Annotated in this window: 35 protein-coding genes and 1 other annotated feature; of the genes, 6 read left to right on the top strand and 29 right to left on the bottom strand. The window is 38.9% G+C overall.

Features of this window, described 5'->3' with window-relative positions:
- Window positions 1-150 precede the first annotated feature (150 nt).
- Window positions 151-624 (top strand): cytochrome c, encoded by a 474-nt coding sequence (locus Q0791_RS03325; RefSeq protein ID WP_299002673.1) that lies wholly within the window; start codon window positions 151-153, stop codon window positions 622-624.
- A 75-nt stretch (window positions 625-699) separates the two neighbouring features.
- On the opposite strand, the gene Q0791_RS03320 is transcribed toward Q0791_RS03325, so the two are convergent.
- Window positions 700-1,371, bottom strand: coding sequence for a cytochrome b/b6 domain-containing protein (locus Q0791_RS03320; RefSeq protein ID WP_299002672.1), 672 nt, complete (start codon window positions 1,369-1,371; stop codon window positions 700-702).
- Window positions 1,372-1,670: 299 nt separating this feature from the next.
- On the opposite strand from Q0791_RS03320, the gene raiA reads away from it, so the two are divergent.
- On the top strand, window positions 1,671-2,033 hold the full coding sequence (raiA, locus tag Q0791_RS03315) for a ribosome-associated translation inhibitor RaiA (protein WP_299002670.1): 363 nt from the start codon (window positions 1,671-1,673) through the stop codon (window positions 2,031-2,033).
- A 121-nt stretch (window positions 2,034-2,154) separates the two neighbouring features.
- Window positions 2,155-2,276 (top strand) — a sequence feature (Phe leader region).
- A 36-nt stretch (window positions 2,277-2,312) separates the two neighbouring features.
- A complete protein-coding gene (locus Q0791_RS03310) occupies window positions 2,313-4,289 on the top strand; it encodes a chorismate mutase (RefSeq protein WP_299002668.1) in 1,977 nt (658 codons plus the stop codon).
- A 200-nt stretch (window positions 4,290-4,489) separates the two neighbouring features.
- Here Q0791_RS03310 and Q0791_RS03305 read toward each other — a convergent pair whose 3' ends face one another.
- The 9 genes from Q0791_RS03305 to ffh form a co-directional block, all read right to left on the bottom strand.
- Window positions 4,490-5,449 carry a hypothetical protein gene (locus Q0791_RS03305; protein WP_299002667.1) on the bottom strand — a complete coding sequence of 320 codons (960 nt, stop codon included), beginning with the start codon at window positions 5,447-5,449 and terminating at the stop codon, window positions 4,490-4,492.
- A 469-nt stretch (window positions 5,450-5,918) separates the two neighbouring features.
- Window positions 5,919-6,269: a hypothetical protein gene (locus Q0791_RS03300; RefSeq protein ID WP_299002665.1), complete on the bottom strand. Its 351-nt coding sequence runs from the start codon at window positions 6,267-6,269 to the stop codon at window positions 5,919-5,921.
- A gap of 200 nt (window positions 6,270-6,469) precedes the next feature.
- The gene (tyrA, locus tag Q0791_RS03295; RefSeq protein WP_299002663.1) at window positions 6,470-7,609 is read right to left on the bottom strand and encodes a bifunctional chorismate mutase/prephenate dehydrogenase; all 1,140 of its coding nucleotides are present in this window, start codon (window positions 7,607-7,609) and stop codon (window positions 6,470-6,472) included.
- 22 nt (window positions 7,610-7,631) lie between these two features.
- Window positions 7,632-8,708, bottom strand: a complete 1,077-nt coding sequence (locus Q0791_RS03290) for a 3-deoxy-7-phosphoheptulonate synthase (protein WP_299002661.1) — start codon at window positions 8,706-8,708, stop codon at window positions 7,632-7,634.
- A gap of 213 nt (window positions 8,709-8,921) precedes the next feature.
- On the bottom strand, window positions 8,922-9,275 hold the full coding sequence (rplS, locus tag Q0791_RS03285; RefSeq protein WP_299002660.1) for a 50S ribosomal protein L19: 354 nt from the start codon (window positions 9,273-9,275) through the stop codon (window positions 8,922-8,924).
- Window positions 9,276-9,308: 33 nt separating this feature from the next.
- The gene (trmD, locus tag Q0791_RS03280) at window positions 9,309-10,055 is read right to left on the bottom strand and encodes a tRNA (guanosine(37)-N1)-methyltransferase TrmD (RefSeq protein ID WP_299002658.1); all 747 of its coding nucleotides are present in this window, start codon (window positions 10,053-10,055) and stop codon (window positions 9,309-9,311) included.
- A gap of 15 nt (window positions 10,056-10,070) precedes the next feature.
- Window positions 10,071-10,601 (bottom strand): ribosome maturation factor RimM, encoded by a 531-nt coding sequence (gene rimM, locus Q0791_RS03275; protein ID WP_299002713.1) that lies wholly within the window; start codon window positions 10,599-10,601, stop codon window positions 10,071-10,073.
- Window positions 10,602-10,620: 19 nt separating this feature from the next.
- Entirely contained in the window at window positions 10,621-10,872 is a 252-nt protein-coding gene (gene rpsP, locus Q0791_RS03270; RefSeq protein WP_248938369.1) for a 30S ribosomal protein S16, read from the bottom strand.
- A gap of 608 nt (window positions 10,873-11,480) precedes the next feature.
- A complete protein-coding gene (gene ffh / locus Q0791_RS03265) occupies window positions 11,481-12,854 on the bottom strand; it encodes a signal recognition particle protein (protein WP_299002656.1) in 1,374 nt (457 codons plus the stop codon).
- 341 nt (window positions 12,855-13,195) lie between these two features.
- On the opposite strand from ffh, the gene ccsA reads away from it, so the two are divergent.
- Both ccsA and Q0791_RS03255 read left to right on the top strand, forming a co-directional pair.
- Window positions 13,196-13,984, top strand: coding sequence for a cytochrome c biogenesis protein CcsA (gene ccsA, locus Q0791_RS03260; RefSeq protein ID WP_299002654.1), 789 nt, complete (start codon window positions 13,196-13,198; stop codon window positions 13,982-13,984).
- A 117-nt stretch (window positions 13,985-14,101) separates the two neighbouring features.
- Window positions 14,102-15,370 carry a CNNM domain-containing protein gene (locus Q0791_RS03255; RefSeq protein WP_299002652.1) on the top strand — a complete coding sequence of 423 codons (1,269 nt, stop codon included), beginning with the start codon at window positions 14,102-14,104 and terminating at the stop codon, window positions 15,368-15,370.
- 22 nt (window positions 15,371-15,392) lie between these two features.
- Here Q0791_RS03255 and Q0791_RS03250 read toward each other — a convergent pair whose 3' ends face one another.
- From Q0791_RS03250 to Q0791_RS03180, 15 genes are all read right to left on the bottom strand, one after another.
- On the bottom strand, window positions 15,393-15,836 hold the full coding sequence (locus tag Q0791_RS03250) for a hypothetical protein (protein WP_299002650.1): 444 nt from the start codon (window positions 15,834-15,836) through the stop codon (window positions 15,393-15,395).
- Window positions 15,837-15,862: 26 nt separating this feature from the next.
- Window positions 15,863-16,324 carry a hypothetical protein gene (locus tag Q0791_RS03245; RefSeq protein WP_299002648.1) on the bottom strand — a complete coding sequence of 154 codons (462 nt, stop codon included), beginning with the start codon at window positions 16,322-16,324 and terminating at the stop codon, window positions 15,863-15,865.
- A gap of 2 nt (window positions 16,325-16,326) precedes the next feature.
- On the bottom strand, window positions 16,327-16,743 hold the full coding sequence (locus Q0791_RS03240) for a hypothetical protein (protein WP_299002646.1): 417 nt from the start codon (window positions 16,741-16,743) through the stop codon (window positions 16,327-16,329).
- Between the two features lie 103 nt (window positions 16,744-16,846).
- The gene (locus tag Q0791_RS03235) at window positions 16,847-17,290 is read right to left on the bottom strand and encodes a hypothetical protein (RefSeq protein ID WP_299002645.1); all 444 of its coding nucleotides are present in this window, start codon (window positions 17,288-17,290) and stop codon (window positions 16,847-16,849) included.
- A gap of 13 nt (window positions 17,291-17,303) precedes the next feature.
- Window positions 17,304-17,720 (bottom strand): hypothetical protein, encoded by a 417-nt coding sequence (locus Q0791_RS03230; RefSeq protein ID WP_299002643.1) that lies wholly within the window; start codon window positions 17,718-17,720, stop codon window positions 17,304-17,306.
- Complete coding sequence (locus Q0791_RS03225; protein WP_299002641.1) at window positions 17,717-18,178, bottom strand: hypothetical protein; 462 nt, start codon at window positions 18,176-18,178, stop codon at window positions 17,717-17,719. The genes Q0791_RS03230 and Q0791_RS03225 overlap by 4 nt, the downstream gene beginning before the upstream one ends.
- Before the next feature lie 73 nt (window positions 18,179-18,251).
- Window positions 18,252-18,677, bottom strand: a complete 426-nt coding sequence (locus Q0791_RS03220; RefSeq protein WP_299002639.1) for a hypothetical protein — start codon at window positions 18,675-18,677, stop codon at window positions 18,252-18,254.
- A gap of 49 nt (window positions 18,678-18,726) precedes the next feature.
- Window positions 18,727-19,161, bottom strand: coding sequence for a hypothetical protein (locus Q0791_RS03215; protein WP_299002638.1), 435 nt, complete (start codon window positions 19,159-19,161; stop codon window positions 18,727-18,729).
- A 53-nt stretch (window positions 19,162-19,214) separates the two neighbouring features.
- A complete protein-coding gene (locus Q0791_RS03210; RefSeq protein ID WP_299002636.1) occupies window positions 19,215-19,607 on the bottom strand; it encodes a hypothetical protein in 393 nt (130 codons plus the stop codon).
- A gap of 70 nt (window positions 19,608-19,677) precedes the next feature.
- The gene (locus Q0791_RS03205; RefSeq protein WP_299002635.1) at window positions 19,678-20,124 is read right to left on the bottom strand and encodes a hypothetical protein; all 447 of its coding nucleotides are present in this window, start codon (window positions 20,122-20,124) and stop codon (window positions 19,678-19,680) included.
- A complete protein-coding gene (locus Q0791_RS03200; RefSeq protein WP_299002634.1) occupies window positions 20,117-20,545 on the bottom strand; it encodes a hypothetical protein in 429 nt (142 codons plus the stop codon). Before Q0791_RS03200 ends, Q0791_RS03205 begins: the two co-directional genes overlap by 8 nt.
- A gap of 23 nt (window positions 20,546-20,568) precedes the next feature.
- On the bottom strand, window positions 20,569-21,012 hold the full coding sequence (locus Q0791_RS03195) for a hypothetical protein (protein ID WP_299002633.1): 444 nt from the start codon (window positions 21,010-21,012) through the stop codon (window positions 20,569-20,571).
- A gap of 52 nt (window positions 21,013-21,064) precedes the next feature.
- Window positions 21,065-21,499, bottom strand: a complete 435-nt coding sequence (locus tag Q0791_RS03190; protein ID WP_299002631.1) for a hypothetical protein — start codon at window positions 21,497-21,499, stop codon at window positions 21,065-21,067.
- 62 nt (window positions 21,500-21,561) lie between these two features.
- Window positions 21,562-21,978, bottom strand: coding sequence for a hypothetical protein (locus Q0791_RS03185; RefSeq protein ID WP_299002629.1), 417 nt, complete (start codon window positions 21,976-21,978; stop codon window positions 21,562-21,564).
- 196 nt (window positions 21,979-22,174) lie between these two features.
- Entirely contained in the window at window positions 22,175-22,615 is a 441-nt protein-coding gene (locus Q0791_RS03180; protein ID WP_299002627.1) for a hypothetical protein, read from the bottom strand.
- 451 nt (window positions 22,616-23,066) lie between these two features.
- Here Q0791_RS03180 and Q0791_RS03175 point away from each other — a divergent pair, with 451 nt between their 5' ends.
- Window positions 23,067-23,783: a phytochelatin synthase family protein gene (locus tag Q0791_RS03175; protein ID WP_299002626.1), complete on the top strand. Its 717-nt coding sequence runs from the start codon at window positions 23,067-23,069 to the stop codon at window positions 23,781-23,783.
- A 48-nt stretch (window positions 23,784-23,831) separates the two neighbouring features.
- Here the strand turns inward: Q0791_RS03175 and Q0791_RS03170 are convergent, their stop codons facing one another.
- The 4 genes from Q0791_RS03170 to pdxJ form a co-directional block, all read right to left on the bottom strand.
- On the bottom strand, window positions 23,832-24,182 hold the full coding sequence (locus Q0791_RS03170) for a RidA family protein (RefSeq protein WP_299002624.1): 351 nt from the start codon (window positions 24,180-24,182) through the stop codon (window positions 23,832-23,834).
- Window positions 24,183-24,354: 172 nt separating this feature from the next.
- A complete protein-coding gene (locus Q0791_RS03165; protein ID WP_299002622.1) occupies window positions 24,355-24,876 on the bottom strand; it encodes an Mpo1-like protein in 522 nt (173 codons plus the stop codon).
- Between the two features lie 162 nt (window positions 24,877-25,038).
- Window positions 25,039-25,419, bottom strand: coding sequence for a holo-ACP synthase (gene acpS / locus Q0791_RS03160; RefSeq protein WP_299002620.1), 381 nt, complete (start codon window positions 25,417-25,419; stop codon window positions 25,039-25,041).
- Window positions 25,420-25,462: 43 nt separating this feature from the next.
- Entirely contained in the window at window positions 25,463-26,200 is a 738-nt protein-coding gene (pdxJ, locus tag Q0791_RS03155; protein WP_299002618.1) for a pyridoxine 5'-phosphate synthase, read from the bottom strand.
- Window positions 26,201-26,256: the final 56 nt, after the last annotated feature.

Genomic DNA, 26,256 nt, shown 5'->3' with positions numbered 1-26,256 from the left:
ATACTCTATTATTCTAAAAGCTCCCCCCCTCACTGACCCTGTTATTAATCATTCAAACATTGAAAAATAAGTTTCAATTACACAGTATTAAGTGTAACAATATAAGCACAATAACACCCTAACAAAAACAAGATAACAAGAGCGAGCACGATGAAGAACAAACTAACATTAAGCCTACTGGCATTTTTTACCTGCACGACCTTGACCGTAAACGCTGCTGAAACTAGCCCCAGTAATAATTTCAAAAAGCCCGAAGATGCCGTTAAATACAGACAATCCGCTTTTAGTTTGATGGCTTATAATTTTGGCGATATTGGCGCCATGTTAAAAGGAAAGAAACCTTACGATCCTGCTTCTGTCACCATCAGAGCTGAGAATGTCGCCGCCTTAGCTAAACTCCCTTTAGAAGGGTTTATACAAGCCAAAGGTTTAGATCAACGTGACGCTCTCGATAAAATTTGGACAGAAAAAGCCAAGTTCGATGAACAAATGAAAACACTGCAAAAAAGTGCCAATCTCTTAGTCGTCGCTGCCAAGAGTGGAGATAAAAAAGCCGTACAAAAAGCCTTTATGACAACAGGAAAAAGCTGTAAATCTTGTCATGATGATTACAAAAAAGATTAATACAGCTTAAATCACTTAAAAAAGATATTGAGATAATGACAATAATGGCAAGGACAGCACAATACCTTGTCATTATTAAAGCATTGAGAAAACAGGCCATCCCCAAAAATAAAATATCACACTGCCAATGACCAGAAAGAGCCCTAGTGCAACAAAAGCATGCGTGAACCTGAGCTGAAGACCTTTATTATTAGCCATTCTTTTTTTACCCGTTACCATGGCTGTAATTAAATTATCACCTTTGAACAAATGCACAAACACTGCAAGAATGTGTACTCCAGCAAATGTCAATATGACATTAAAAGTGTTTTTATGTAACCAAGTGAACCAAGCGGCAGTATCTGAGCTGACATAATGAAAAAGTGGTCCTTCGGTGAAGATATCATCTGTTGCAAATAACCCACTGATTAATTGAATGCTCAATAACAACAAGAGTAAGATCACCATATACCCGCCAATAGGATTATGCCCTAAAGAAGGCACCTCTCTTTTCTTAGGCTGCAAATGCTGTAACACTTTTTTAGGCGACACCAAAAAAAAAGAAAAACGCGCGGTGTCACTGCCTATCCACCCCCATATGAATCGACACAAGATCAAATTTAACAACACATAACCCAGCAATTGATGCCATTGCATCTCTCCCATAGACGCTGTCCACCATAATCCTGCGAGTAACCCGACCATGGACCAATGAAAAAAGCGGATTGGAAAATCCCATACTCGAATATTCAATTTAATGTTATCCATACTGCTTTACTCTTAACTAATAAATGATGCAATTTGAAAGGCGTCTTTCAATACATAAAGATGACGAGAATATGCAAAAATAAGCTGAATAGCCACACTGCAGTTGAAGTTATCCCATCAAATATGCACGGGTTTATATTAAGTTTCAAGATGATCACTAAGATAATTTTTAATTTTTGTCTAAGTGATCAAATAAAATGCGAACAATTAAAAAAGGGGGAAAAAATGTGATTTAAGTCACGACTTTTTCCCTAAAGGTTGGTAGTCTGAACTCAAGGAAACAACAGAAGGTTCGACATATGATAAAGATTACTAGTAAGCAATTTGACGTAACTGACTCTATCCGTGAACGTATTGAAAGCAGAATTGCTAAGCTTTCAAGGCATGATGTCCAGTTCCTTAATCCGCATGTTATCATTGTACAGGAGAAACAAATCTTTAAAATCGAAGCTTCTGTTGGCATTCCTAATGCGAGACTCTTTGCACAGGCGAAAAATGAAGACCTTTATGCTGCCATCAACGCAATGGGGCAAAAACTGGAAAAACAACTTAATCGCCAAGTCCATAAACCCGAAAGTCAGCGCCGAGCCACACTTACTTTAGAAGATGATGTTCGAGACAAAGATTTTATCTATGATGATGAGGAGGAATACGCAGCTTGATTACATTTTACTTACTTAAAAGCGCATCTTCCGATGCGCTTTTTACTTTCTAAGCATAAATCAACTCATAATGTGACTTTTTCATTGACACTCACTCTATAGCCTATTACTTTTAAGCTATGAATATACACTATCACGGTCTATTTACTTTCTTTTTTACACCTCCACCACTCGGAGGCGGATTTTCGGTGTATAAACGAAAGTGAAAATTCCAAAGCCTCCTAAAATGGAGGCTTTTTTGTTTCTAATGCGATATAAAATAAAGATGTAGAGGCCTAAATGAGTAAACCCACCCCTTTAAACCAAACTCGAGAGCAAATTACTGCACTGGATAATGAATTACTCAGTTTATTGGCTAAACGGCGTGAATTAAGCTTAGATGTCGCCCGCAGCAAAGAAGTCGATGTTCGCCCCATTCGTGATACTGAACGTGAAAAAGATCTTTTAGCAAGATTAGTTAAACAAGGTCGCGAAAAAGGACTCGATGCCCATTACATCATTTCTCTTTACCAAAGTATTATTGAAGACTCAGTGCTAAACCAACAAGCTTTTTTGCACGGACGAGCCAACCCTGAAACACAAAAGCCTCAATATATCGCTGCTTACTTAGGTGCAAAAGGCTCATACTCTTACTTAGCAGCCACTCGATACTGCGCACGCAGACAAGTCGATATGCAAGAACTCGGTTGCCAGAGTTTTGACGCTATCATTCAAGCAGTCGAATCGGGTCAAGCTGATTATGGTTTTCTCCCCATTGAAAATACATCATCAGGATCCATTAATGAAGTTTACGATGTCCTGCAACATACCCGTCTTGCTATTGTCGGTGAAACCACCATCGAAGTAGAGCATTGTCTACTGGCACAATCAGGCAGCAACATCAATCACATTAAAACAGTGTATGCTCATCCTCAGCCTATTAGTCAATGTAGCCGCTATCTGGGGATCCATGGTGAATTTAAATTAGAATACTGCTCAAGTAGTGCAGAAGCCATGGAAAAAGTCAAACAGAGCAGTACTTCAAATGTTGCAGCCATTGGCAGTGCTGAAGGTGGCGCCTTATATCAACTTGAGGCTATCGAAAAAGGACTCGCCAACCAAAAAATTAATCAAAGTCGTTTTATTGTTGTCGCCCAACAACCCGTTGATGTTCCAGAGCAGTTACCAGCAAAATCAACCCTGATCATGGCGACAGGACAAAAACCTGGCGCATTAGTTGATGCATTATCAGTACTTAAAAAGCATCATTTAAACATGTGTAAACTCGAATCAAGACCCATTGCAGGCACACCTTGGGAAGAGATGTTTTACCTCGATATTGAGGCAAACCTATCATCAAGTGCAATGAAAATGGCTTTAAAAGAATTAGAAAAGATTACTCGTTTTATCAAAGTGCTAGGCTGCTACCCCAGTGAGTCAGTCAAACCGACCCATTTAGCCCATCAGCAACTCATGGTAGAGAGCAGTTCAAAGGAAGCAGACAACAAAACAGAGCAGACACTACACCAGCCTGAACCTCAACGATATAGCAAGACCTATAAAACGAGTCCGACTCAAATCAAATGCGAACAATTGGAGTTTAATGCGCAGCAACCAGGCGCGATAATTGAACTCCAGCTTCCCATTGAAACAAATATATTTGAGCAACAAGTTAAGGCCTTAAAAGAATTAGGCTTTCAAGGGATACAACTCAGAGGGTTACACTTACAGCCCAACCTAGATAACACGCTTATTCAATTGAAAAAAACACTGACACATTTTAATCTTGCCTGCATTATTACCATTGAGCATGAAACAGATTTACCACTCGCGGCACAACATGCCGATATGTTATTTCTCGACGGTGCACAAATGTTCAATCAATCCATTCTGACGACACTCGGCACATTATTACTTCCCGTTATTATTGAACGAAATAACACAGCAAGCACTAACGCACTGTTAAATGCCAGTAATACCGTATTAAGTCAAGGAAACCAACAAGTGATTTTATGTGAGTCCGGTATCAAAGTGAATAATAGCCAAGACATTTCACTGGATTTAGCTGGACTGGTTTATTTAAAAAGTACCACACATTTACCCGTTATTGTTAACCCTTGTTATGCCGTTGAAATGCCGCAAATCAACGCCTATATCCCCGCCATGAAAAAACTACAGGCGGACGGAGTCGTGCTTCACTTATCCCCATCAACACAAGCTATTGCTCAAAATGAAATCAATCAACTCAATGAAAATTTACACGCACTTTATCGCTAAATTGACAACTTAATACTCAATATATTAATGCTGTAAAAAACATATACCAAGAATGCCGCAAAATGCAGCATTCTTGGTATACCATAATTCATGATTATAAATGTTAAAGCTTAAATTCTACGTATCGTTTTCATCCATCCGCTTCAATATTATAAGCCTATGGGTCTTGTGCTTCATAGAGCCCCTTTAAAAACGCTTCTTTAAACCGTTAAACAAAGACAATCAAGATGTTTGGGGCTCTGCTGAGCTTTGAGTGCCTCATAAGTTACATTGCCAAAGCGCCCGGGCAAATCTTCTAATTCATCAACGCCACTTCTTTCTTTTGCAGCCTGCAATGTCTCAGCATCATATTCATATAAAGCCAGCACGTTAACGTTAACTTGTATGTTACTTTTTTCATCTTTATGCTGCTCTTGCTCAAGCGTTAGATGTAACTGAGGTTGAATAAAAGTATTCACGTCCTTGATAGCATTATTTAAACCTTTAATGTCTAACGCGCCTTGATTGGAAAAAAGACTGAATAAAGGGGTAAATGTATCAACTTTAAACTGTCTATAAGCCTCATCGGAAAGGGATAAATCTACATGCTCAACTTTAAATTTTAATGCGTTGGCAATTTGAGCAAGCGCATCACAATGTCGATTAAGTCCAAACTTTCCCTGAGACGCCCCTAATTCATCTAAATTATTTAAAGTAAACTCACTATGCCGCCCGAGTTGCGCAGGACTACTAATTAGTATTGGAACAACTATCTCATCGCGATTAGAGCTATAGGGTCGAAAACTAATTTCCCCTTTACGATGATTATAACTAAGCTCAGTCTGATAACCAGAATCAGGCTCTTCTAATAATGCATCTAACCTCTCATAACATGATAAAAGCAAATCTACTCTATTGTTAATTTTATCCGCGGATTGAGCTAATTGCGTCTCTTTTAGCAATTCATCTTTATGCTCCATCAATGGCCCAGATCCATGTTGAGCAATATAAAACACCTTCACTAATGCTTTTGCTTCCACGCGATTTGTTCCAAGAAAGGTATCACTGATCCGATCCCAAACATGCTCAAATTGGGCCAATATTTGTTCACTCAGATTATCAGCATGATTAGCACGATTAATTTCGGCAGCAGAAATATAAGTATTATTGATGAGATCCATATAAAACCCTACACAGTAAATTAGCAACACATGAATAACTTACTTTTTAATCGGATTTAAAGGATAAAACTTCTAAAAAAATAAAAATTTGTAGAAAACAAAAAAATTAATGGATTAACATTCAAGAATAAAAAAACATATCAAAAAAATATTTAAACGAGTAAGATATTATATGCCTCGAATCAAAAACCTTTCAAACACTTTATACCAATTCCATTATATAAGTGATCTTTCAGCGGGAGTTCAACATGCTGTAGGCAAGGCGGATGATTGAAGCTAATAGTGATTCTATATCGAAAGCATCTAACGTAGCATAAAGTATGTTGAAACCCGCACAAGGTGAGCTTCTCAGACACTCCACTTCTGCGTTGCATTCATTTGAAAGGGAATTACCATTACAGCATAAATGCGCCTTGAATTGAAAAGCCTGAGAAGTTCTGAATTGATCATCTATATAATGGAATTGGTATTATATCCCCCGCCCATCCAGCAAACATAACCAGCCTTTAACAATGCGACTAGTAAACCAGAAAGTACCAAATAAATAAAGTAACATACTCACCCATGAAGGATGGAATCCATAGCCAATCAACAAAACAAATAACAAACCAAATATAGAGCGACGTTGCCAACTTAAGTGGGACTTAAGCATATCACCCATATGACTTTCACGTTGTAACATATTGATGATAAGGCTAAATAAGGCAGGAATAAGCAATAAGGGAAAAGCGGCAAGCAAGCCATATAATAAATGGCCGAGACTCACATCTTCTCGGCATTGATTTGATGAAAGATTAGAAGTTGAAGTCATAAAACCCATAAATTTACTCCATAAAATAAAAGACCGATCAGGAGCAAATCCATTCGTATCCCAATACTAACTTTACTGTCAAATAGACAATTCTGCAACATTAAGAATGTAACAAAAGGATCAACTCACTGATGAGATTAGCCTTTCCCGCCTTGCTCTACGCCTTTTACTTTTTACTCAACACACCTTTGAACATCGCTGTGCTTTTGCTAATCTGATTTCATGTCATTAACCGATTGCAACATCACACGGCTTTCTTTTTGAAATTGCGAAGCAAAATCGCCAAACCAAGTAGAAACAGCTTTAAATTGCTCAATAAAGCCTGCTTTGTCACCTTGTTGCAGCAATGCCAGCGCTTGAGTATAGTTTTTTAAATAATCACTAATGACATTCAAGCTTTCAGGCTGAGAGAAAATAATATCAGCATAAAGTTCTGGGCTTTGTGCAAATAATCTTCCCACCATGGCTAATTCAAGTCGATAAATAGGCGAACTAAATTGCAGTAAAGTTTCAATATCCGCCGACTCGTTACAAAGGTTCAATCCATAGACAAAAGAAGAAAAATGGCGCATGGCTTGTACCAATTGCATTGACTTATCATGGGCTTTAGGCTCAGCTTCAACAAGCCTCGCTCCCCAAATCCTAATCTGTTCCAGTAACCATTCGTAAGTTTCTGGTTGCCTTCCGTGACACACTACCACGACTTGTTTTGCTAAACTGCCAACGTCAGGACCAAACATGGGATGTAAACCTATCACAGGTCCCTCATGGGCATTAAGCATCGCCTCTATCGGCTCTGATTTTATTGACGTCAAATCCGCCAAGACACAATCTTTAGGCAGTTGGGTCAACTGAGTCGCGATTAATTCACAGGTCATTTGAATAGGGACAGTGACAATCACTAGGCCTGCTCCCTCAAACAAACTGTCCGCTTTATGCCAATCATCTTTATCTAAGGATCTCACCTCATAGCCAGATAATGTCAACATTTGTGAAAACAAGCCGCCCAACTTACCTTGGCCCCCGACGACGACAACATGGCCTAAATCAGGCTTAACTTGCTTAAAGCCCACGTCTTTCTCATTTTGATAGGACTCCCTCATCAAGCGCCGCAATATATCCTCAATTAATTGAGGAGAGACATTCATACTTTCAGCCTCTCTGCGGCGCTTTGCCAGCATATTAGCTTCCCGTTGAGGGGCATAAATAGGCAACCCAGCACTGTGTTTTACCGCTCCAACTTGAGCCACCAAATCCAAACGTTTTCTTAATAAGTGAATTAATTGTTGATCCACACCATCAATTAAGCCTCTTAAATTCTCAAGATCAGCCGTTGTTCTTTCATTCATGGGTTTTGTTTCCATTCCCTAATTAAGGCTTATCAAAGCGATGAGGTAGTATAGATGATAAACTTTCAGCGCCGTTTCTCAATAGTACTTCAGTCGTTTGCCAATTAATACAAGCATCTGTTACTGATACGCCATAAGTGAGTTCACTCATGGGCTTATTACTGCTTTGATTCCCTTCATTTAAATGACTTTCTAACATCACCCCTATAATAGATTTATTGCCATTACGAATTTGCTCAAAAACATCATGACACACTAAAGGCTGCTTAGCATGATCTTTAGAAGAGTTACCATGACTGCAATCAATCACTAATCTGGCATTTAACTTTGCAGCATGTAATTGCTCTTCACACTCTGCGACACTTTGTGCATCATAGTTAGGTTTTTTGCCTCCCCTTAAAATAACATGGCCATCAGGGTTACCTTCGGTTTTAAGCAACGCCACTTGACCTTCTTGGTTGATCCCCATGAAACGATGGCCACTGGCAGCAGATTCCAATGCATTAATTGCCACTTGCAATTTACCATCAGTACCATTCTTAAACCCAACAGGCATAGACAGTCCCGATGCCATTTCTCTGTGAGTTTGCGATTCTGTTGTTCGTGCACCAATGGCTGACCAAGTCACTAACTCAGACATATACTGAGGACTGATAGGATCTAAGGCTTCTGTTGCCACAGGTAACTCTAACTCTGCCAACCAAATCATCAGCTCTCTTGCCTGACGAAGCCCTTTATCAACATTGAATGACTCATCCATATCGGGGTCGTTAATCATGCCTTTCCAACCCACTGTGGTTCGAGGTTTTTCAAAATACACTCGCATCAAAATAAAAAATTCGTCACTCAATTCATCATGTAGCTTTTTAAGCTTTAATGCATACTCTTTAGCCGCATCCAGATCGTGAATAGAACAAGGGCCTGTAATGATAAGGACTCGGTTATCACGTTTATGCACAATATTTGACACTGTCTGACGTGCATTTAACACAAATTGACTGCCACGCTCAGATAAAGGTAAGGCCTGCTTAAGCGCTTTAGGGCTGATAAGTACCTCTTCAGAAGTAATATGGATATTGTTAATAGTGTCTTGCTGCATGTTTTCACCTAAGGCTGTATATATAACCAATACTGTAATGGCGCAATATTACATCATTACAACCTCACTGTAAACAAGCCAAACTCACACTTTTAGAAATGAGGTATTAGTTTATCATTAAACCAATATGTCTCATGGCGTTAAGACACAAAAAACCGCCTCAAGGGCGGTTTTTTGTGCGAACACTGCATCGTTTTTCTAACAAATAAAAGTTTATTTGTTAGCCAGTTTCTCACGGATACGCGCAGACTTACCTGAACGCTCACGCAAATAGTAAAGTTTAGCACGACGAACACGACCGCGACGCTTCACTTCGATGCCTGCGATGATTGGGCTATGCGTTTGGAATGCACGCTCAACACCTTCGCCATTAGAGATTTTACGTACTGTGAATGCTGAATGCAGACCACGGTTACGCTTTGCGATTACAACGCCTTCAAAAGCCTGTAAACGCTCTTTTCCGCCTTCTTTAACACGTACTTTAACAACGACAGTATCACCTGCGCCAAATTCTGGTACGTCAGTTTTCATTTGCTCATCGTTGAGCATTTTAATGATGTTGTTCATGAATAAACTCCATTCTAGTGTAACTGAACCTAACTAACCATGCTTATTCATGGTGTCGACAAACTCTGTTAATAACTCGGTTTGTTCGTCAGTCAGAGCTAGATTTTCAAATAATTCTGGCCGTCTCAACAAAGTCTTACCTAGACTTTGTTGTAAACGCCAGCGTCTAATATGTTCGTGGTTACCGCTTAATAAAACGGCGGGTACATCATGCCCATCCAAGCATTCAGGACGCGTGTAATGTGGGCAATCCAGTAAACCATCAGAGAAAGAATCTTGCTCTGCTGAAGCTTGCTTACCCAGCACACCGGGTACCAATCTCGATACTGAATCAATCAGCGTCATCGCAGGTAACTCACCACCCGAAAGCACGTAATCACCAATCGACCACTCTTCATCCACTTCCGTTTGTATAATGCGCTCATCAATACCTTCATATCGTCCGCACACTAATACCAAACTCGATGACTGAGCTAACTCCTCAACGCCTTGCTGCGTGAGCTTACGTCCTTGAGGAGATAAATAAATCACCTTTGCATCTTTACCTGCTGCAGCTTTCGCTGCATGGATAGCATCACGTAAAGGTTGCACCATCATTAACATACCGGGACCACCACCATAAGGTCTGTCATCCACAGTATTATGTTTATCATGGGTGAAATCTCTTGGATTCCACGTTTGCAACGCTAAAAGGCCCTTCTTAACGGCCCGACCCGTTACTCCAAAATCGGTGATGGCACGAAACATCTCCGGAAACAGGGTGACTACCCCTAACCACATCAGCTGTACCTCGACTTAAAAGTCCGGATCCCAATCCACTAAAATCTGTTTTGCCGAAATATCCACTGATTGAATGAATTGCTCGGTGACAAAGGGGATCATACGTTCCGCTTTGCCAAAGCCATCTTTCGCATTGGCTTTAACAAGAAGTACATCATTAGATCCTGTTTCCACGATCTGTTGTACTTTACCCATGTTATAACCATTAGTGTTAACCACTTCGCAACCAATAAGATCACGCCAATAGAATTCATCTACAGGCAGATCCAACATGTCTTCAGCAGGAATGGCAATCTCACAATTAGTGAGCATTTGCGCTTGTTCCCGCGTAGTCACACCTTCAAGTTCAGCAATAACCGCTTTTCCTTGAAAACGCCACTGAGTGACTTTCACTTCGCGCCATTCCCCTTGCTCTTTAATCAACCAAGGTGAATAGTCAAAAATACCTTCAACAGAATCGGTATAGGTAGTGATCTTCAACCAACCTTTAATGCCGTGACAGGAACCTAACTTCCCTAACACAACGGGTTCTTGTTTACTGCTCATCATCTATACCTTAACGCCATTAAGCCGCAGCTTTTTGTGCGTCTTTGATCAGTTTTGCTACACGGTCTGAAGTGCCAGCACCGTTAGCAACCCAATGCTCAACACGGTCAAGATCTAAACGTAACGTTTCTTCTTGGCCACGGGCTAATGGGTTAAAAAAGCCAACACGCTCGATGAAACGACCATCACGAGCATTACGGCTATCAGCAACTACGATATTATAAAATGGACGCTTTTTTGCGCCACCACGAGCTAAACGAATGGTAACCATGCGTTTTATTCCTCTAATGATTTGCTTCTTTAAAAGCAAAAATAAAAACTGGTCCTCCGTGTTCGCGAAGAGTACCAGATAGAAAGCCGGAAGATTTTACCTTACTTCACGGCGAATGCAACAAAATTAGACGTTTTTAGTGCATATCATTTAAATTAATCCATCCTTCAAAAGATAGATACCAATCGAAGTAAATAAATAATCAATTCAGAGTCGCTCAGGCGTTTCATTTCAAGGCGCATTTATGAAGTAATGGTGATCCCTTTCAAATGAATGCAACACAGAAGTGGAATGCCTGAGCGGCTCACTCTGTGCGAGTTTAAAAAAGCGTTATGCTACGTTATCTATTTTTGATATAGAGTGACTATTAGCTTCAAATAGCTGCGACCACCACGGATGGTGGGACTGTCTGTTAATGCAGGAGCGATTAACGACCTTGCCTACCGCATTTTTAATTCTCGCTGAATGGCCACTTATTTACTAAGATTGGTATAACAAGCCTTCACTCCAAACCCTGTCCTAATCCTTCGACGCTAATCGAAAAAACAAAAAAGCACACCCAATGATGTGCTTTTGTCAAATATCTCAAATAAAACAAGCCTAAGGCGTTAACGGCCAGGCATTTTCATGCCCGGTGGAAGCATGCCACTCATACCGCGCATCATTTTTTTCATGCCGCCTTTTGAAGACATCTTTTTCATCATTTTTTGCATTTGCGAAAATTGCTTTAATAAACGATTCACATCTTGAATTTGCGTACCAGAGCCTGCCGCAATTCTCCTTTTACGGGACCCTTTAATGATATCTGGACGCTGACGCTCAGCCACTGTCATCGAATTAATGATGGCTTCCATTTGCCCTGTCATTTTGCCATTTTGCACTTGTGCTAAGGCTTCTGGAGGTAATTGCCCCACACCAGGCAATTTTTCTATCATGTTCATCATTCCACCCATATTTTGCATTTGGGAGAGCTGTTCACGAAAATCCTCTAAGTCAAAGTTGCCACCTTTTTTCACTTTAGCGGCTAACTTCATCGCCTTGTCTTGATCAACCCCTCGCTCAACATCTTCAATCAGCGAGAGCACATCTCCCATACCCAAAATACGTGAGGCAATACGATCCGGATGGAAGGCTTCCAGTGCATCCGTCTTCTCACCGACCCCTAAGAACTTAATCGGTTTGCCTGTGATATGGCGTATTGATAAAGCGGCGCCGCCTCGAGCGTCACCATCCACCTTAGTCAATACCACCCCAGTTAACGGCAGGGCTTCATTAAAGGCTTTGGCCGTATTGGCCGCATCTTGACCTGTCATAGCGTCAACAACAAACAAGGTTTCTACTGGATTAACCGCGGCATGCAAATCTTTAATTTCGTCCATCATGGCATCATCGACATGCAAACGGCCCGCAGTATCGAGGATCACCACATCGATAAATTTAAGTTTCGCATGCGCAATAGCCGCATTGGCAATATCAATGGGTTTTTGGCTCACATCGGATGGAAAAAACTCAACCTCAACCTCTGATGCTAAGGTCTCAAGTTGTTTAATCGCCGCTGGACGATAAACATCGGCACTGACCACTAAAACCGATTTTTTTTCCCGCTCACGCAAGAACTTTGACAGTTTAGCCACACTGGTGGTTTTACCTGCCCCTTGAAGACCTGCCATCATGATAACGGCAGGAGGTTGCATGGATAGGTCTAAGGCTTCATTCGCCTCCCCCATCGCATGTTCTAATTCGCTTTGAACTATTTTAATAAACGCCTGACCCGGACTTAAACTTTTTGAGACTTCTTGTCCAACAGCACGTTCTTTAACGCTATTAACAAACGCTCGTACCACAGGCAAGGCAACATCGGCCTCAAGCAAAGCCATTCGGACTTCGCGAAGTGTATCCTTAACATTGTCTTCTGTTAAGCGACCGCGGCCACTGATATTCTTCAGAGTCCGTGATAATCTGTCAGTTAAGTTCTCAAACATTATCCAGTTCTTACCGTTTCATTTTGCTATAGATAGGTAAGTATTATAGCGATGCCCGAATATTATGCTACTGCTCACTTTGATTATCCTAAAAAGTCGGTCACATCATTTGTAAAAAATGAGAACTCACACCAAAGTTAAACGCAATTTTACGCGTATTATTATTGCCTAACAGTATCCTGCTCATGTTATCCTTAAAGATAATAAAAATGAGATACAGCACAATCGAGTGACAATCATTCAAAACCCAATACCGTTCCAGAAATAGAAAGACTAAAAGACATACCCATTATTGGATGTTATCGTTCGTTAATATCAACAAAGTCATAGGCTAATACTTAATGATTATTTTTTCAGCTTCCGCCATCTTATTTTATTTTTTTGCATTGGTGCTCATCGCAAGCAAACTCTTTCATAACGAAGGGCCAAACCGTCAAGTTGTGGCTATCTTTGCAGCCATTGCCGTGGGATTACATGCAGCAGCACTATCGGAAGCCATTTTCATTGATAATGGACAAAATTTCAGTTTGACTAATGTGATTTCTTTGGTCAATTGGATTATTGCCTTTAGTTTTACCTTACTCATCTTCAGAGTCAAAGTCATCATGGTGTTACCTGTGGTTTATGCCTGCTCTCTCTTATCAGTTGCCTTACTTTGGTTATTACCGCCAAAACTTATCATTCATTTTGAGCTTTACCCTGAAGTGCTCGCTCACGTTATTTTATCATTAATGGCTTATAGTGCCTTGATGATCGCAGCTTTATACGCCATTCAGCTCGCCATCATTCAACACAAACTAAAAAGCAAACAACTCATTTTAAGCCCTTCAATTCCTCCATTGATGACAGTCGAAAAACAGCTTTACCACTTAGTGGTAATTGGTGTCATTTTACTCAGCTTAGCATTAGCCACTGGATTTATTTTCTTAGATGATATGTTTGCCGACGGAAAAGGACACAAAACCGTGTTATCCATGTTGGCATGGCTAGTGTATATTGCCATGTTAGCTCAGCAGTATTGGGTCGGGTGTAAAATAAGAACCGCCGTGATTTATACACTTTCTGGTGCCACTTTGTTATCACTTGCCTATTTCGGAGCGCGTATTGTCAAAGAGCTTATTTTACAATAAGATTAATTCTCGTCACTGTCATTCGATAGTATTAACATTTATCACAGAGTAAAAACATAACAATCATTGACATGATTCAGTTATTGATTATTTATCACTCTTAAAACGGAGCCCTTTTTGGACGCGATACATACCAGTGCACTTTTTATTATTCTTATTGTGCTAATCATACTGTCAGCCTACTTTTCTGGCACAGAAACTGCCATGATGACGTTAAATCGTTATCGACTTCGTCATTTAGCCTCAAGTGGGCATAAAGGCGCATTACGAGCAATTAAGCTGTTAGAACGTCCAGATCGACTCATTGGCCTTATTTTAATTGGTAACAACTTAGTTAATATTTTGGCTTCAGCCATTGCCACTATTATAGGTATACGTTTATACGGTGATGTGGGTGTCGCCATCGCCACAGGCGCATTAACGCTAGTCGTACTGGTTTTTGCCGAAGTTACGCCTAAAACCCTGGCAGCATTACATCCCGAACGTATCGCTTTTCCTTCAAGTATTATCATACAACTTCTGTTAACCATACTTTCCCCTCTCGTCAAGGTAGTCAACCTGATCACCTCTGGCTTTTTACGTTTAATGCGTGTCCATACGCAACAAAGCAGTGATGCCTTAAGTCAAGAAGAGCTTCGCACTGTCGTCAATGAAGCCGGCGCATTGATCCCACAGCGACATCAAGAGATGTTATTGTCTATTTTAGATCTTGAAAAAGTCACTGTAGAAGACATCATGATCCCAAGAGCTGAACTCTACGCCATTAATATCAACTCAGACTTTAAGCTCATCAACAAACAGGTCATTCAAAGTCCCCATACACGTATTCTGTTATATAGAGATAATATTGATGATGCCGTCGGTTTTGTGCACATTCGCGATGCCCTGCGATTACAGGCAAAAGAGCAATTTAGTAAATCGTCACTACTAAGGGCTGTAAAAGAGCTGTATTTTATTCCTGAAGCAACGCCCCTTAACGTCCAATTAGCTAATTTCCAAGAAAATAAAGAAAGAATTGGTATGGTTGTCGACGAGTACGGTGATATTCAAGGTCTAGTGACACTTGAAGATATTCTTGAGGAGATTGTCGGCGATTTTACCACCTCAATGATGCCCGCACCCAGTGAAGAAATTAAAAAGCAACAAGATGGCAGTTATCTCATTGAAGCGACAATTAATATTCGAGAGCTTAATAAAGAAATGAGCTGGCACTTTCCCACTAACGGCCCCAAAACCTTAAGCGGCTTAGTGGTGGAATATATGGAAGAAATACCTCAAACCAATACCAGCATGCGCATTGCAGGATACCCTATTGAAGTGGTTGATATTGGTGATAATCGCGTTAAAACCGTCAGAGTGATCCCTCAACATTATAAAAAACCATGATAACAAAAATGATTGAGTGTTTTTAAGGCTTATCGATCTTGTTCGTTATCATATAGCTTCCTAAGTTATGACGTAGATCTGGCTTAATTGAGCCTTTAACTTGAGTGTAAATATACAATCCAGTTAAGGGCGTATCACACACAAGCGTGATTTCCGACTCACTCATCTTAGGGCCTTGGTTCAATGCCACCTTTAGCACAGCAACATAAGGCTTGAGCCGAGTATACTGAAACGTCCCTTGATTATTCTCCCCTGTTTCTAAGGTGATATCACTGATAATGTTCCCTGAAAATGTCAGTGCTTTTAACCCACCAGCATCGGGATTAGACGGCTGATAAAATAGATCAACTTCCAACAAAATACGTTTATTTGATAGGACTTCAGGTAAATGGCACTCTTTCGCTATGACATGGGAAAACCCAAAAAACAACAAAAAACTCAGCATGACCCCAGTCAACTTAATCATACGTTTTCCCTATTTTTACCTTTACATTACTGCTGAAAAATATACCGCCCAGTATTTTGGCGAACCTTAGGGCCAATCCCTTCTTGCTTCACACTAAAAATGTAATAACCCGTTTTATTGGTTTCGCACACATAAGTTTCCGTATATTGCATTTTGCTTTTTCCGACTTTTTCTAACCCTGTCAATTGCGCCAAATCTTTCTCAAAACGTCGATAACGATACTGCCCTTCATAGCCTTGACCAGTTTTTAAGTCTTTAAGTACATATGTCGTTTCACTAAAAGTCACTTCCAATACACTCTCAGCAAACGGATTGGTAGCAGACACTAATCCATAAATACGTAACAAAAGTTGTCTACCCGATAATGATTCAGGCAATTCACAAGCCATACTCACACTAGAAAAACACAAAAGAACAAGACTAACACCAAATAATCTCAGTGAGCTCTTCTGATGACGACCCCGATGACTACCATAGTGTTTATTCATTCTTATTGATTCCTAGCTGGTAAAGATGTGATGACATAGGTACCAGTATCTTGGCGAACATTAGGCTTAATCACTCCTATACTTTGACTAAAAATGACATAACCTACCTTGTCTGTTTTACACACTAATGTCTTAGCGTACTGAGTTAATTGCTCCCCAGTCCCCTCACTAGCATGAAAACGGCCAAACTGAGAGTGATAACGCTGATAAGTATATACTCCCCTCACTTTCTCCCCAGTATTTAATATTTCTGTTGTATAATGCCGCTCAGAAAACCTCGACTCAAGGAGATTGCCCGGCATCACATTCATGGGAGTGTAACTCTCACTGATTTTAAATAAGAATGTCACGCCATTTAAACTTTTAGGTAATGTACAATCACTGCCCAAAACAGGCCAAGAAAGGCTAAAAAACAGCATAGTATGACTTATTAGAACAAATAGATGCCCCATAACATGGCCCTTAATTCCACTCTAAACCCACTCTAAATAAACTCAATACCCAACCCATACAGCGACCCAATCAATCAGATTGACTTTGTTGAATGATATACACGCCAGAAGCTTGATGCGGGGTAACATTGACTGAATACTCGCCGTTAATGAGGGTGTAAATAAAATAACCAACTGTATTGGTGGTACACACCCAAATAGCTCGATACAACAAATTTTGCTTATCTTTAAAACTGTACACCTCTAACTGCGCGATATTGGGTGCCAATACTTGGTAATGATAGTTAGCATTGATCTTCTTTCCTGTGATCAAACTAACATCGTTTATTTTATCATTCAAAAAGACGTATGAGCGCAAGCTATCCGCTTCAGGGTTAATTCTAGCATCCATGCCAGTGATCTCCTGCAATACACTTTTTCCATTTAAATGAGCAGGTACCTGACATGACTGACTGCTCACTTTAAAAGAAAACAACATCCCCATTAAAACCAGTAATACGATAACAGTACGCATAATGCCCTTCCGTTTACTGAATAATATACACTCCGGTATTTTGGCGCACATCACGTTGAGAATCGCCTATTGTTTGACTAAAAATATAATAGCCAATGTACTCAGTCTCACAAACAAAGGTAATAGAATAGACAGAACGCTCATCAATTGGGCCTTCTTGCACACTCAGGCGTGCAAGTTGCTCAGTAAAGCGCGTGTATTGATAGGTGCCTTTAGCTGTCTTCCTTGTATTCAATAGGGTGATTTGATAATGTTTTTTTCCAAAAAACCACTCATGCACCATACCCGCCATAGGGTTATCAGGTGTATGTATTCTATTCACTCGAAGCAATAAGGTTAACCCCAATAAGTTATTGGGTAGATGGCATTCTTCAGCCCAACTGTGTTTAACGATAAGCACAAGCATGAGCAATACAGCCGCACGTCTCATTCTTCACCTAAGGGCTTTTGTGGCAGACGAATAATATATCGCCCAGTCCAATGACTCACACCTGGCATGTCTTCCCCCCCCTGTAAACGGTAAATATAATAGCCTTCAATATCACTGCTACACACTAGCAAAAGATAATAATTCGATACGGTATTCGCGTCTAACTCGCTGACTTTGATCATGCTAAAATCTTTTTCAAGTACTTGATAAACATATCGACCGACAAATGTCAGGCGCTCTTGTATAATCCTAGTCTCAAGACTGCCTTGATTAAACACGACCTCTATTAAGCCCACAGTCTCTGGACTAAAAATGGAATACTCTTCATCGACGGTAAAAAGCAATGTTGATTGATCAATTTTTTCAGGTACATGGCAATCTGTATCATCTGCTGCATAAGCCAAAGAGCTTATCAAGAAAATAAAAAAGGATAATACCTGCCCAGTCAATCGATACATATCAAGTATTATCTTCCCCTCATTATCGTATATTCTACAGGCAAAAAGTCACTTCACTTATTATAACTATAGTTCAAAATTTGGGTTGCTTTAACATGATAAAACTTCCGGTATTTTGTCGAATATTGGGTTTCACCGAACCTTTAGTTTGACTATAAATAAATTTCCCTTTTATCGATGTATCACAAGCAAGCAGCAATTTTGATATTGTCCATTCAGCTCCATGAGTAAGTTGATAACTTAATAACGCAACATTAGAAGCTAGTAATTCATACTGGTATGTCCCTTCACTAACTTGATTATTCATTAATGTGATCTGTTCAATACCATTTTTGAAAAATTGCAATAATGTCACCTTGCCTGCTTTAGGATTGTCTGGCGTATAAAACTGATCAACGACAATATAGAGCTGCCGCTCGGCTAATGTACTCGGCAATTGGCACGCTTGTACTACAATGAAAGGACATGCGATTAAACATACTAATAATAATTTAATCATCGTTCTCCTCTCCTTTCTATTATTCCATACTGTATTCATCAAGCAGCGTCTAATGACTTTGAATAAAATATCGACCAGAATGTTGCCAATATTGTGGATAGGCAGTCCCTTCAATACCATTAAAAATATATAAACCTGATGTATCGCTCTGACAAACAAAAGTATTAGTATAATCAGCCATAACCGTTTTGCCTTCAGAAGACACATTCTCTTTTATCCTTAATTCAGCCAGATCAAACTCATATCGTTGATAAGAATAAGTACCGACCGATTTTTTCCCCGTATCCAAAATCATTACTTGATAGTCCCTCTGATTAAAATGCATCATCACTATATTATCCGCAAGAGGATTAGTTTCAGCAGCCAAACCATAAACGTGTAATAAAATTCTTTTTCCCACCAAACTTTCAGGCAACTGACATGCTTTTAGTATTGCTATGTGAAACATATTTATTAGTAATATTAACCATAAAATACACTTCAATGTCACCTCCTAGGTAATATTGAACGTAGCTAAACATCATATAACATTGCTAGCTACTGAATAAAATAAGTGCCGATATCGTGATGGGGGGCATCTAGATCCACCCCTCCAATAAATTTAAATATGACAAACCCCATCCTATCTGTTTGGCAAGTGAGTGTTTTTGAATAGCGATATGATGTCATATCAACATTTTGCCTTTCTATAACAGTAAAACGTGCAAAATTAGGTGTTATCTTTTGATAAGAATAAGCACCACTATATGAAGTATCAGTATCTAACACGACCAATTGGTACGTTTTAGCTTTAAATTCTGATAAAAGTAATGTGCCAGCCATGGGGTTATTAGGAGTATAGTAATTTGAGATACTAAAAATGATTTTTTTCCCTGCTAATGAACTAGGCAACTCACACGCTAATGCTCGCTCATAAAAAAAATTTATCATCAATATTAGCATAATTACCAATCTAGATATCACTTTTCATCCTTGCCATTTATCACTCACATTAACTTATTTAACCATCTGACCTTAGGACATACTTAGCAGTTAATTGTTTGTCACCAAAATTGTCAAAAGGAATAATACTACTCGGTGTAAAAATAAGTTTACCCACTAAATCGGTTTCACAAAATAACAAATCAAAATATAGAAGCCGTGTTAACCTAGGATCTTGATACACTTTAATCATCGCGATATTGTTATAGAAACGATGATAAGTATAAAATGCTGAAAACATCTCACCTGAAATGAGACTTTGATTATATAACTTTTTATTAGAAAAGGATAATTTTCTAAAAGACATAGCATTTAAATCTGTTTTATAATCCATCCCACTTATTTTTGCAAAAAGATCATATCCAAATAAGGTTAACGGTAATTCGCACGGTTTACTCTCGGCTTGCCCATAGAAGCAACTTGTAAACCAACATAAAAATAAAACTAACTGACTCAATTTACTCATCTTGATCCTGAATAATGAATATACCAAAATTTTGCTTAATATCAGGTTTATATAAACCTTTTGTTTGGCTAAAGATTGAATAACCTATGTTATTGGTTTCACACACAAAGGTTTGAGAATATAAGGTTAATGACTCTCCAGAACCCGAAATCACACTAAAACGTGCTAACATTGGATTAAGTCTTCGATAAAAATACGTACCCGAATTCATTTTTCGACTATTTAATATGGTTACCTCATAGGTCTTCTCTTTAAATACGTATTCTATTATAGAGTCTGCCAATGTATTTAATGGTGAATACACACCATTTGCTCGAATCAGAATGGTCTTTCCTACGATACTCGTTGGCAATGCACATGTATTCGCTCTACCTTGCCCCATCAACATGACAACCGTGAACAACATTAACAATAGCCGCATTACCTTCCTCTACATTCGTCCACTTACTCACGCAATACATAAAATCCAGTATTATGTTCCATTCTAGGTAATCTTTCCCCATATTCTAAATGATAAACAAAATAACCTTCGATATCTGAGATACATACCAGCAATAATTGGTACTTTGACACTAACGCACCCACAACTTCAGTCAGCGTGACAATGGCCAAATCGGGGTGTATAACTTGATAAGTGTATTTTCCCGGAAAAAAATAATTATTCTGTATGACGTAATTAACAAATGTCTCTTTATCAAAAGTGAGTTGCATTAAACCAATCACTTCAGGGGTATAGGCCGAGTATTCTTCATCTATAGCAAGGACTAGTTTCTTTTTTGGCAGCTGCTCAGGTACAGTGCAACTAGGACTTGTCAAGGGTAAAGCTTTTCCATTAAAAGCAATAAAAACACACATCATCATGCCGATGGCCACTCGTATTTGGCGCATACCATAACCCCCCTAACGCGACGCATACTGGCATAACCTAAGATCATTTATCTTATTCAATAATATAGCTCCCTGTGTTTTGTCTTTTACTTGGCTCAATGATCCCTTCAGATTGACTAAAAATATACATGCCGCTGTAATCATTTTCACACATCATCACAGTTCTAAAATGTGCCCTATCATCCCCCTCAGTCAACTTAACTGACAATAAAGCCACTCCAGGTGCAATAATTTCATACTCATACTGACCTTGACTCAAAATCCCTTTAATTAATTTTGTTGATACGATTTTCTTATCCGTAAAATTAAGTTGTATCACACTGCCAGCATCGGGGTTTGTCGGTGTGTATACCTCACTGACTAAAAATAATATTTGTTTTTTGTTAAGATTATCAGGCAAGATACAATCATCAGCAATCACAATACTAGACAACAAACATAGACTGATTAACGCTATTTTTTTAAATACCATTTTTTTAAACACCATCAAACGAATCCACCTCAGTTTATAAGCACTCAAAATGACTTTACTCCCGAGCAGCTCAATAATTATTTTCGAATAATATAAATCCCTGTATTTTGGCGAATATCAGGTTTAATTGTCCCCTGTGTCTGGCTAAAAATAAAATATCCCGTCGTATTAGTTTCACACACAAAGGTTTCTGTATATAAAGATAACTGATCTCCAGTGCCCTGCCGAATACTGACTTGAGCTAAATTGGTATCTAAACGAGTATACCGATAGGATCCTTCAACACTCTCACGTGTATTCATTATTGTGCTTTTAAAATTCAAACGACTAAATGTCATTTCTTGTAACGTCCCTGCCATTGGATTTTCAGGAGAATAATTGCCATTCACGCGGATTAAAAGAGTCAAGCCAGCAAAACTTTTTGGCATAGAACAGGAATCTGCAACAGCTTGTCCTATATAAAACAATAAAAATAAGCTAAACAATTGCTTCATGTTATACCCTTATCACTAAAACAATTTAGTACGCTAAGAATAGTGTAGATGAAATTAACTCATTCAGTATTTTTTCTCTTCAGCCCACCAGAACACATTGAGCACATTCAAAGGCTAAATTTTTCCTTTAATGCCGCCTAGCAAAAACAACCTACAAGAGCAGTTTAAAGACATACTTCTTAGGTTATCGACATAATCACTGAACAATAAGATAACGATCTATCAAAATGCCTAGCTGAGGGCCTGTTTCTCCTGAACTCGGAGCATAAATATAATAGCCTTCGAAGTCACTCTGGCAAACTAAGTTTAAACTGTATTGTAATATATCAGCGCCAAATAGTTCTCTTGTTCTAACCTGAGCAACATTATTAGCTAATCGACGATAAACATACTCACCGATAAAGTGTCGATTCTTTTTTAAACCAACCCCTTGGTAACTTTTTTTAGAAAACGTCATTTCAACCACATCATTTTCAAAAGGAGGAATATCACTATATTCTTCACCAGCAGATAGGATCATAGTCAACCCGTTCATACTATTGGGTAGCTGGCAATCTTTCGCTTGCAATACAAAGCTGAACAGTTGTAGATTCATCAATAACAATAAATGAAAAATAAATTGATAAATTGACGTCATTCTCACCCTTCCCCTAAACAGTGAATGATATTAAGTGTAGAAAAGAAAAACGCTATACTCTATGAAAAAGCTAAGTCTATTTTATCAATATAAAAACATTAGAGAAAAGTAAATAACAAAAATAAACAACAAACAAGCATCATGGTGATTACCTTCCACACACTCAAATTTATTTGAAAAAATTTAAAAAAGAAGGATAAATACCAACAAAAAAAGACCGTTAAAAACAAACTATCACCAAAAACCAAAAAAAACATAAAAATTAGACAGTAATGAAGTAAAGTATTTGTTTAAAGTTAACACTTTTCTCTCATAAAATAGAAAAGACTCTGGCTAATCTCACCCCATAGAGCACTTAATCAGGCCCACGACAAAAGTCTAATACCTAAACTTCCTACAGACGAATATGGTCTGCTATTACATTAGTTTTTACTCAATAACAAGGTTCAACATGCGTTTAAGATTTTCCCTTATTATTTTTTTATCTCTACTGACTCTGACATTGCAAGCGGCAACACTGCCAGATCTAACACTTGATGATTCTCTCATTCCATTCAACTCCATAGAAGGGAAGGATCTTTTACAGCGAAGCCAGCATAAAAATGATGTTTTTAATCTCATGCCTTATTTCGCGACTCAGCAAACATTGACCTATTGCGGACCCACAAGTGCATCTATGGTATTAAATGCATCAAACCTTCAACGCCCCACTTCTTTATTATTGGCCCCTTACCAACTTTTTGAACAAGATAATTTTTTTACCCCAGAAGTCCTCAATATTACTACACCAGCTAAAGTCAGCATGGGGGGAATGACAATCGATGAATTATCCAATGCCATCAAGACATTTAAATTAAATGTTCAGCTTCATCGTGGAACACAAATAAGCGAAAACAAGTTTCGGCAAGATGCAATTAATGCGGTCAGCTCTGATACACAATTCATCATTGTTAATTATCATAGACAAGCATTGAAACAAATCGGATCAGGTCACTTCTCTCCTTTAGCGGCCTATGATAAAAAAAGTGATCGCTTTTTATTATTGGATGTATCTCGTTTCAAATATCCTGCCATTTGGGTAAAAACAACTGACTTGTACCAAGCGATTATCAGTAATGCCGATCTCAATGAAGGATTAAGCAGAGGGTATTTAATGATAACGGAATAATCGACAAGAATGAGAGCACGGATGCACTCTCATCCACTCAATGAATGGTCACTTCTGTGCAGCAATAACAGAAATCTCAACCAATAATGCCTCTCTTGCCATTTTAGCTTCTACGCACGCTCTAGCCGGTGCATGCCCTTCTGGAACCCAAGCATCCCAAACGGCATTCATCTCACTGAAATACTTCATATCTTTGATATAAATAGTTGCTGATAAAATATGAGCTTTATCGCTACCGGCTTCGGCTAATAAATCATCCACTTTATCCAGCATTGTTTGTGTTTGCACTGTGATATTTTGTGTGGCATCTTGGCAAACCTGACCACATAAATAAATGACGCCATTATGTTTTACAATTCGGCTCATTCTCGCTTTCGTTTGTATTCTCTCTATGCTCATTGCTGCAACCTTTAAATCCTTAGCACTTTAATTCTCATCCATGTTAACGGCATAAAAAAGAAAAGGCTAACCTCGATGAAAAATTGGAACAAAATGCAAAAAATGACCTCTATTACGTTAAAAATAATAATAATTTTCCAAAAATATAATTACATCATCGCAAACAAATCTTTCACTTTTTACTATTCATTTTCTGACGTTTTTCCATTGCGATAGCCGTTATTTCTTCTTCAAGAGACGATAGCCAACCAAAATGAAAATATCCTTCTGCCATTAAAAAGAAAGGACCTATCAATAACTGATCTAAATCGTCAATAAAAGCAGGTTTGGCTTTTTCAAAATAATGCCCCAAAAATTGGATAACCCATCCGATAACAAATAACCCTATTGCCAACCAAATGGCTCCCGTCCAATCAGCAATGATATTGGCAATAAGCAGAGTAATGAGCATGACAAGTATCAAACCTAAAGCCAAACGGATATTCAACATTAGGTAATAAATAGATAGAACAATCACAGCCAGTTTGTCTATTGGTAATCGATAATCGCCAAACAATATCGCAACGGGTGTTAACGCTAATAAAATAAACACTGATAAGACAATCAAAGGTACACCAATGAAGTGTGTCTTCACATTATTCCTATTTAAATGAACACTTTTATAAGTGGATAATCGCTCTACGGCATTTCTCATTAATGGGCTTCCTTTCAAAATAACGGTAACACAGCTTACTCTAATATACTCAAAATAGATGCAAATACCAGCGCAGGCAGTCTTTTATTAACAATCTATTTTCCACAAAAAATCCCACAATGATGATTTCATTGTGGGATTTTTTATACCATTAAACTGTACTTAAGATTCTACAATCACGGTAGCAACGGCATAATGTAACTCATCTGCAATAGTCACATGAGCAGAAGTTCCCTTTAAAAAAGCCAGCCTATCCGCAGCACCTTGACTAAAAGAAATATGCGGCGCACCATAATCATCGTTTTTGATTTCAATATGTTGAAAAGATACACCACGTCCAATGCCTGTTCCTAGTGCTTTAGCTGCGGCCTCTTTTGCCGCAAAACGTTTTGCTAAGAAGCGAGCAGGTTGATTCACAGATTGAAAATGCTTCAGCTCATTTAAAGTTAACACTCTTTTAGCAAGCTTTAATGGCGAACTTTGCACTAATTTATGGATCCTTTCAATTTCAACAACATCAGTACCTAAACCCACAATGGCCATAAACCGCCTCTTTACATAACATCACAATAGTATGGCAAGAAACCTACTCACCACGACGCCCTTCTTGCATTAGCCGTTTCATGTCTTTAACTGCCGTCGCTAAACCATCAATGGCAGCCCTTGCAATAATAGCATGGCCAATATTAAGCTCATACAATTCAGGGATCGCCGCGATAGGCTTCACGTTATGGTAATGCAATCCATGCCCTGCATTAACAATCAATCCCTTAGCATGAGCATACTTTGCCATATTCTTAATGCGCATAAGCTCATTGTTCGCTTCTATCTCAGTCTGTGCATCCGCATAACCACCAGTATGTATTTCAATCACTGGTGCGCCAACTTCAACAGCGGCATCAATTTGTGCTTTATCAGCATCAATAAAAAGTGAAACTTGAATCCCTTTTTCACTCAAACGTTGCACTGCACTTGATATTTTACTCATTTGCCCAGCAACATCCAAACCGCCTTCTGTGGTCAGCTCTTCTCTTTTTTCAGGCACTAAACACACATAGTGAGGCTTTATCTCGCAAGCAATATCCAGCATTTCATCTGTTACTGCCATTTCAAAATTCATGCGTGTCTTTAATGTTCGCGCTAATACTTGAATATCCCTATCTATGATATGCCGTCTATCCTCACGAAGGTGCACCGTTATTCCATCAGCGCCGGCATGCTCAGCCACTGCCGCAGCATGCACAGGATCAGGGTAATTTGTACCACGAGCTTGTCGTAAAGTGGCAATATGATCGATATTAACGCCCAGTAAAATCTGGCTCATGAAAATGTCCTTTGGTTAATTAGCTAACACACAACAACAACGCTTCACACTTCAAT

The sequence above is a fragment of the uncultured Shewanella sp. genome, from assembly GCF_947495455.1.
Taxonomy (GTDB): Bacteria; Pseudomonadota; Gammaproteobacteria; order Enterobacterales; family Shewanellaceae; genus Shewanella.
This window is presented reverse-complemented; position numbering and strand designations above follow the sequence as displayed.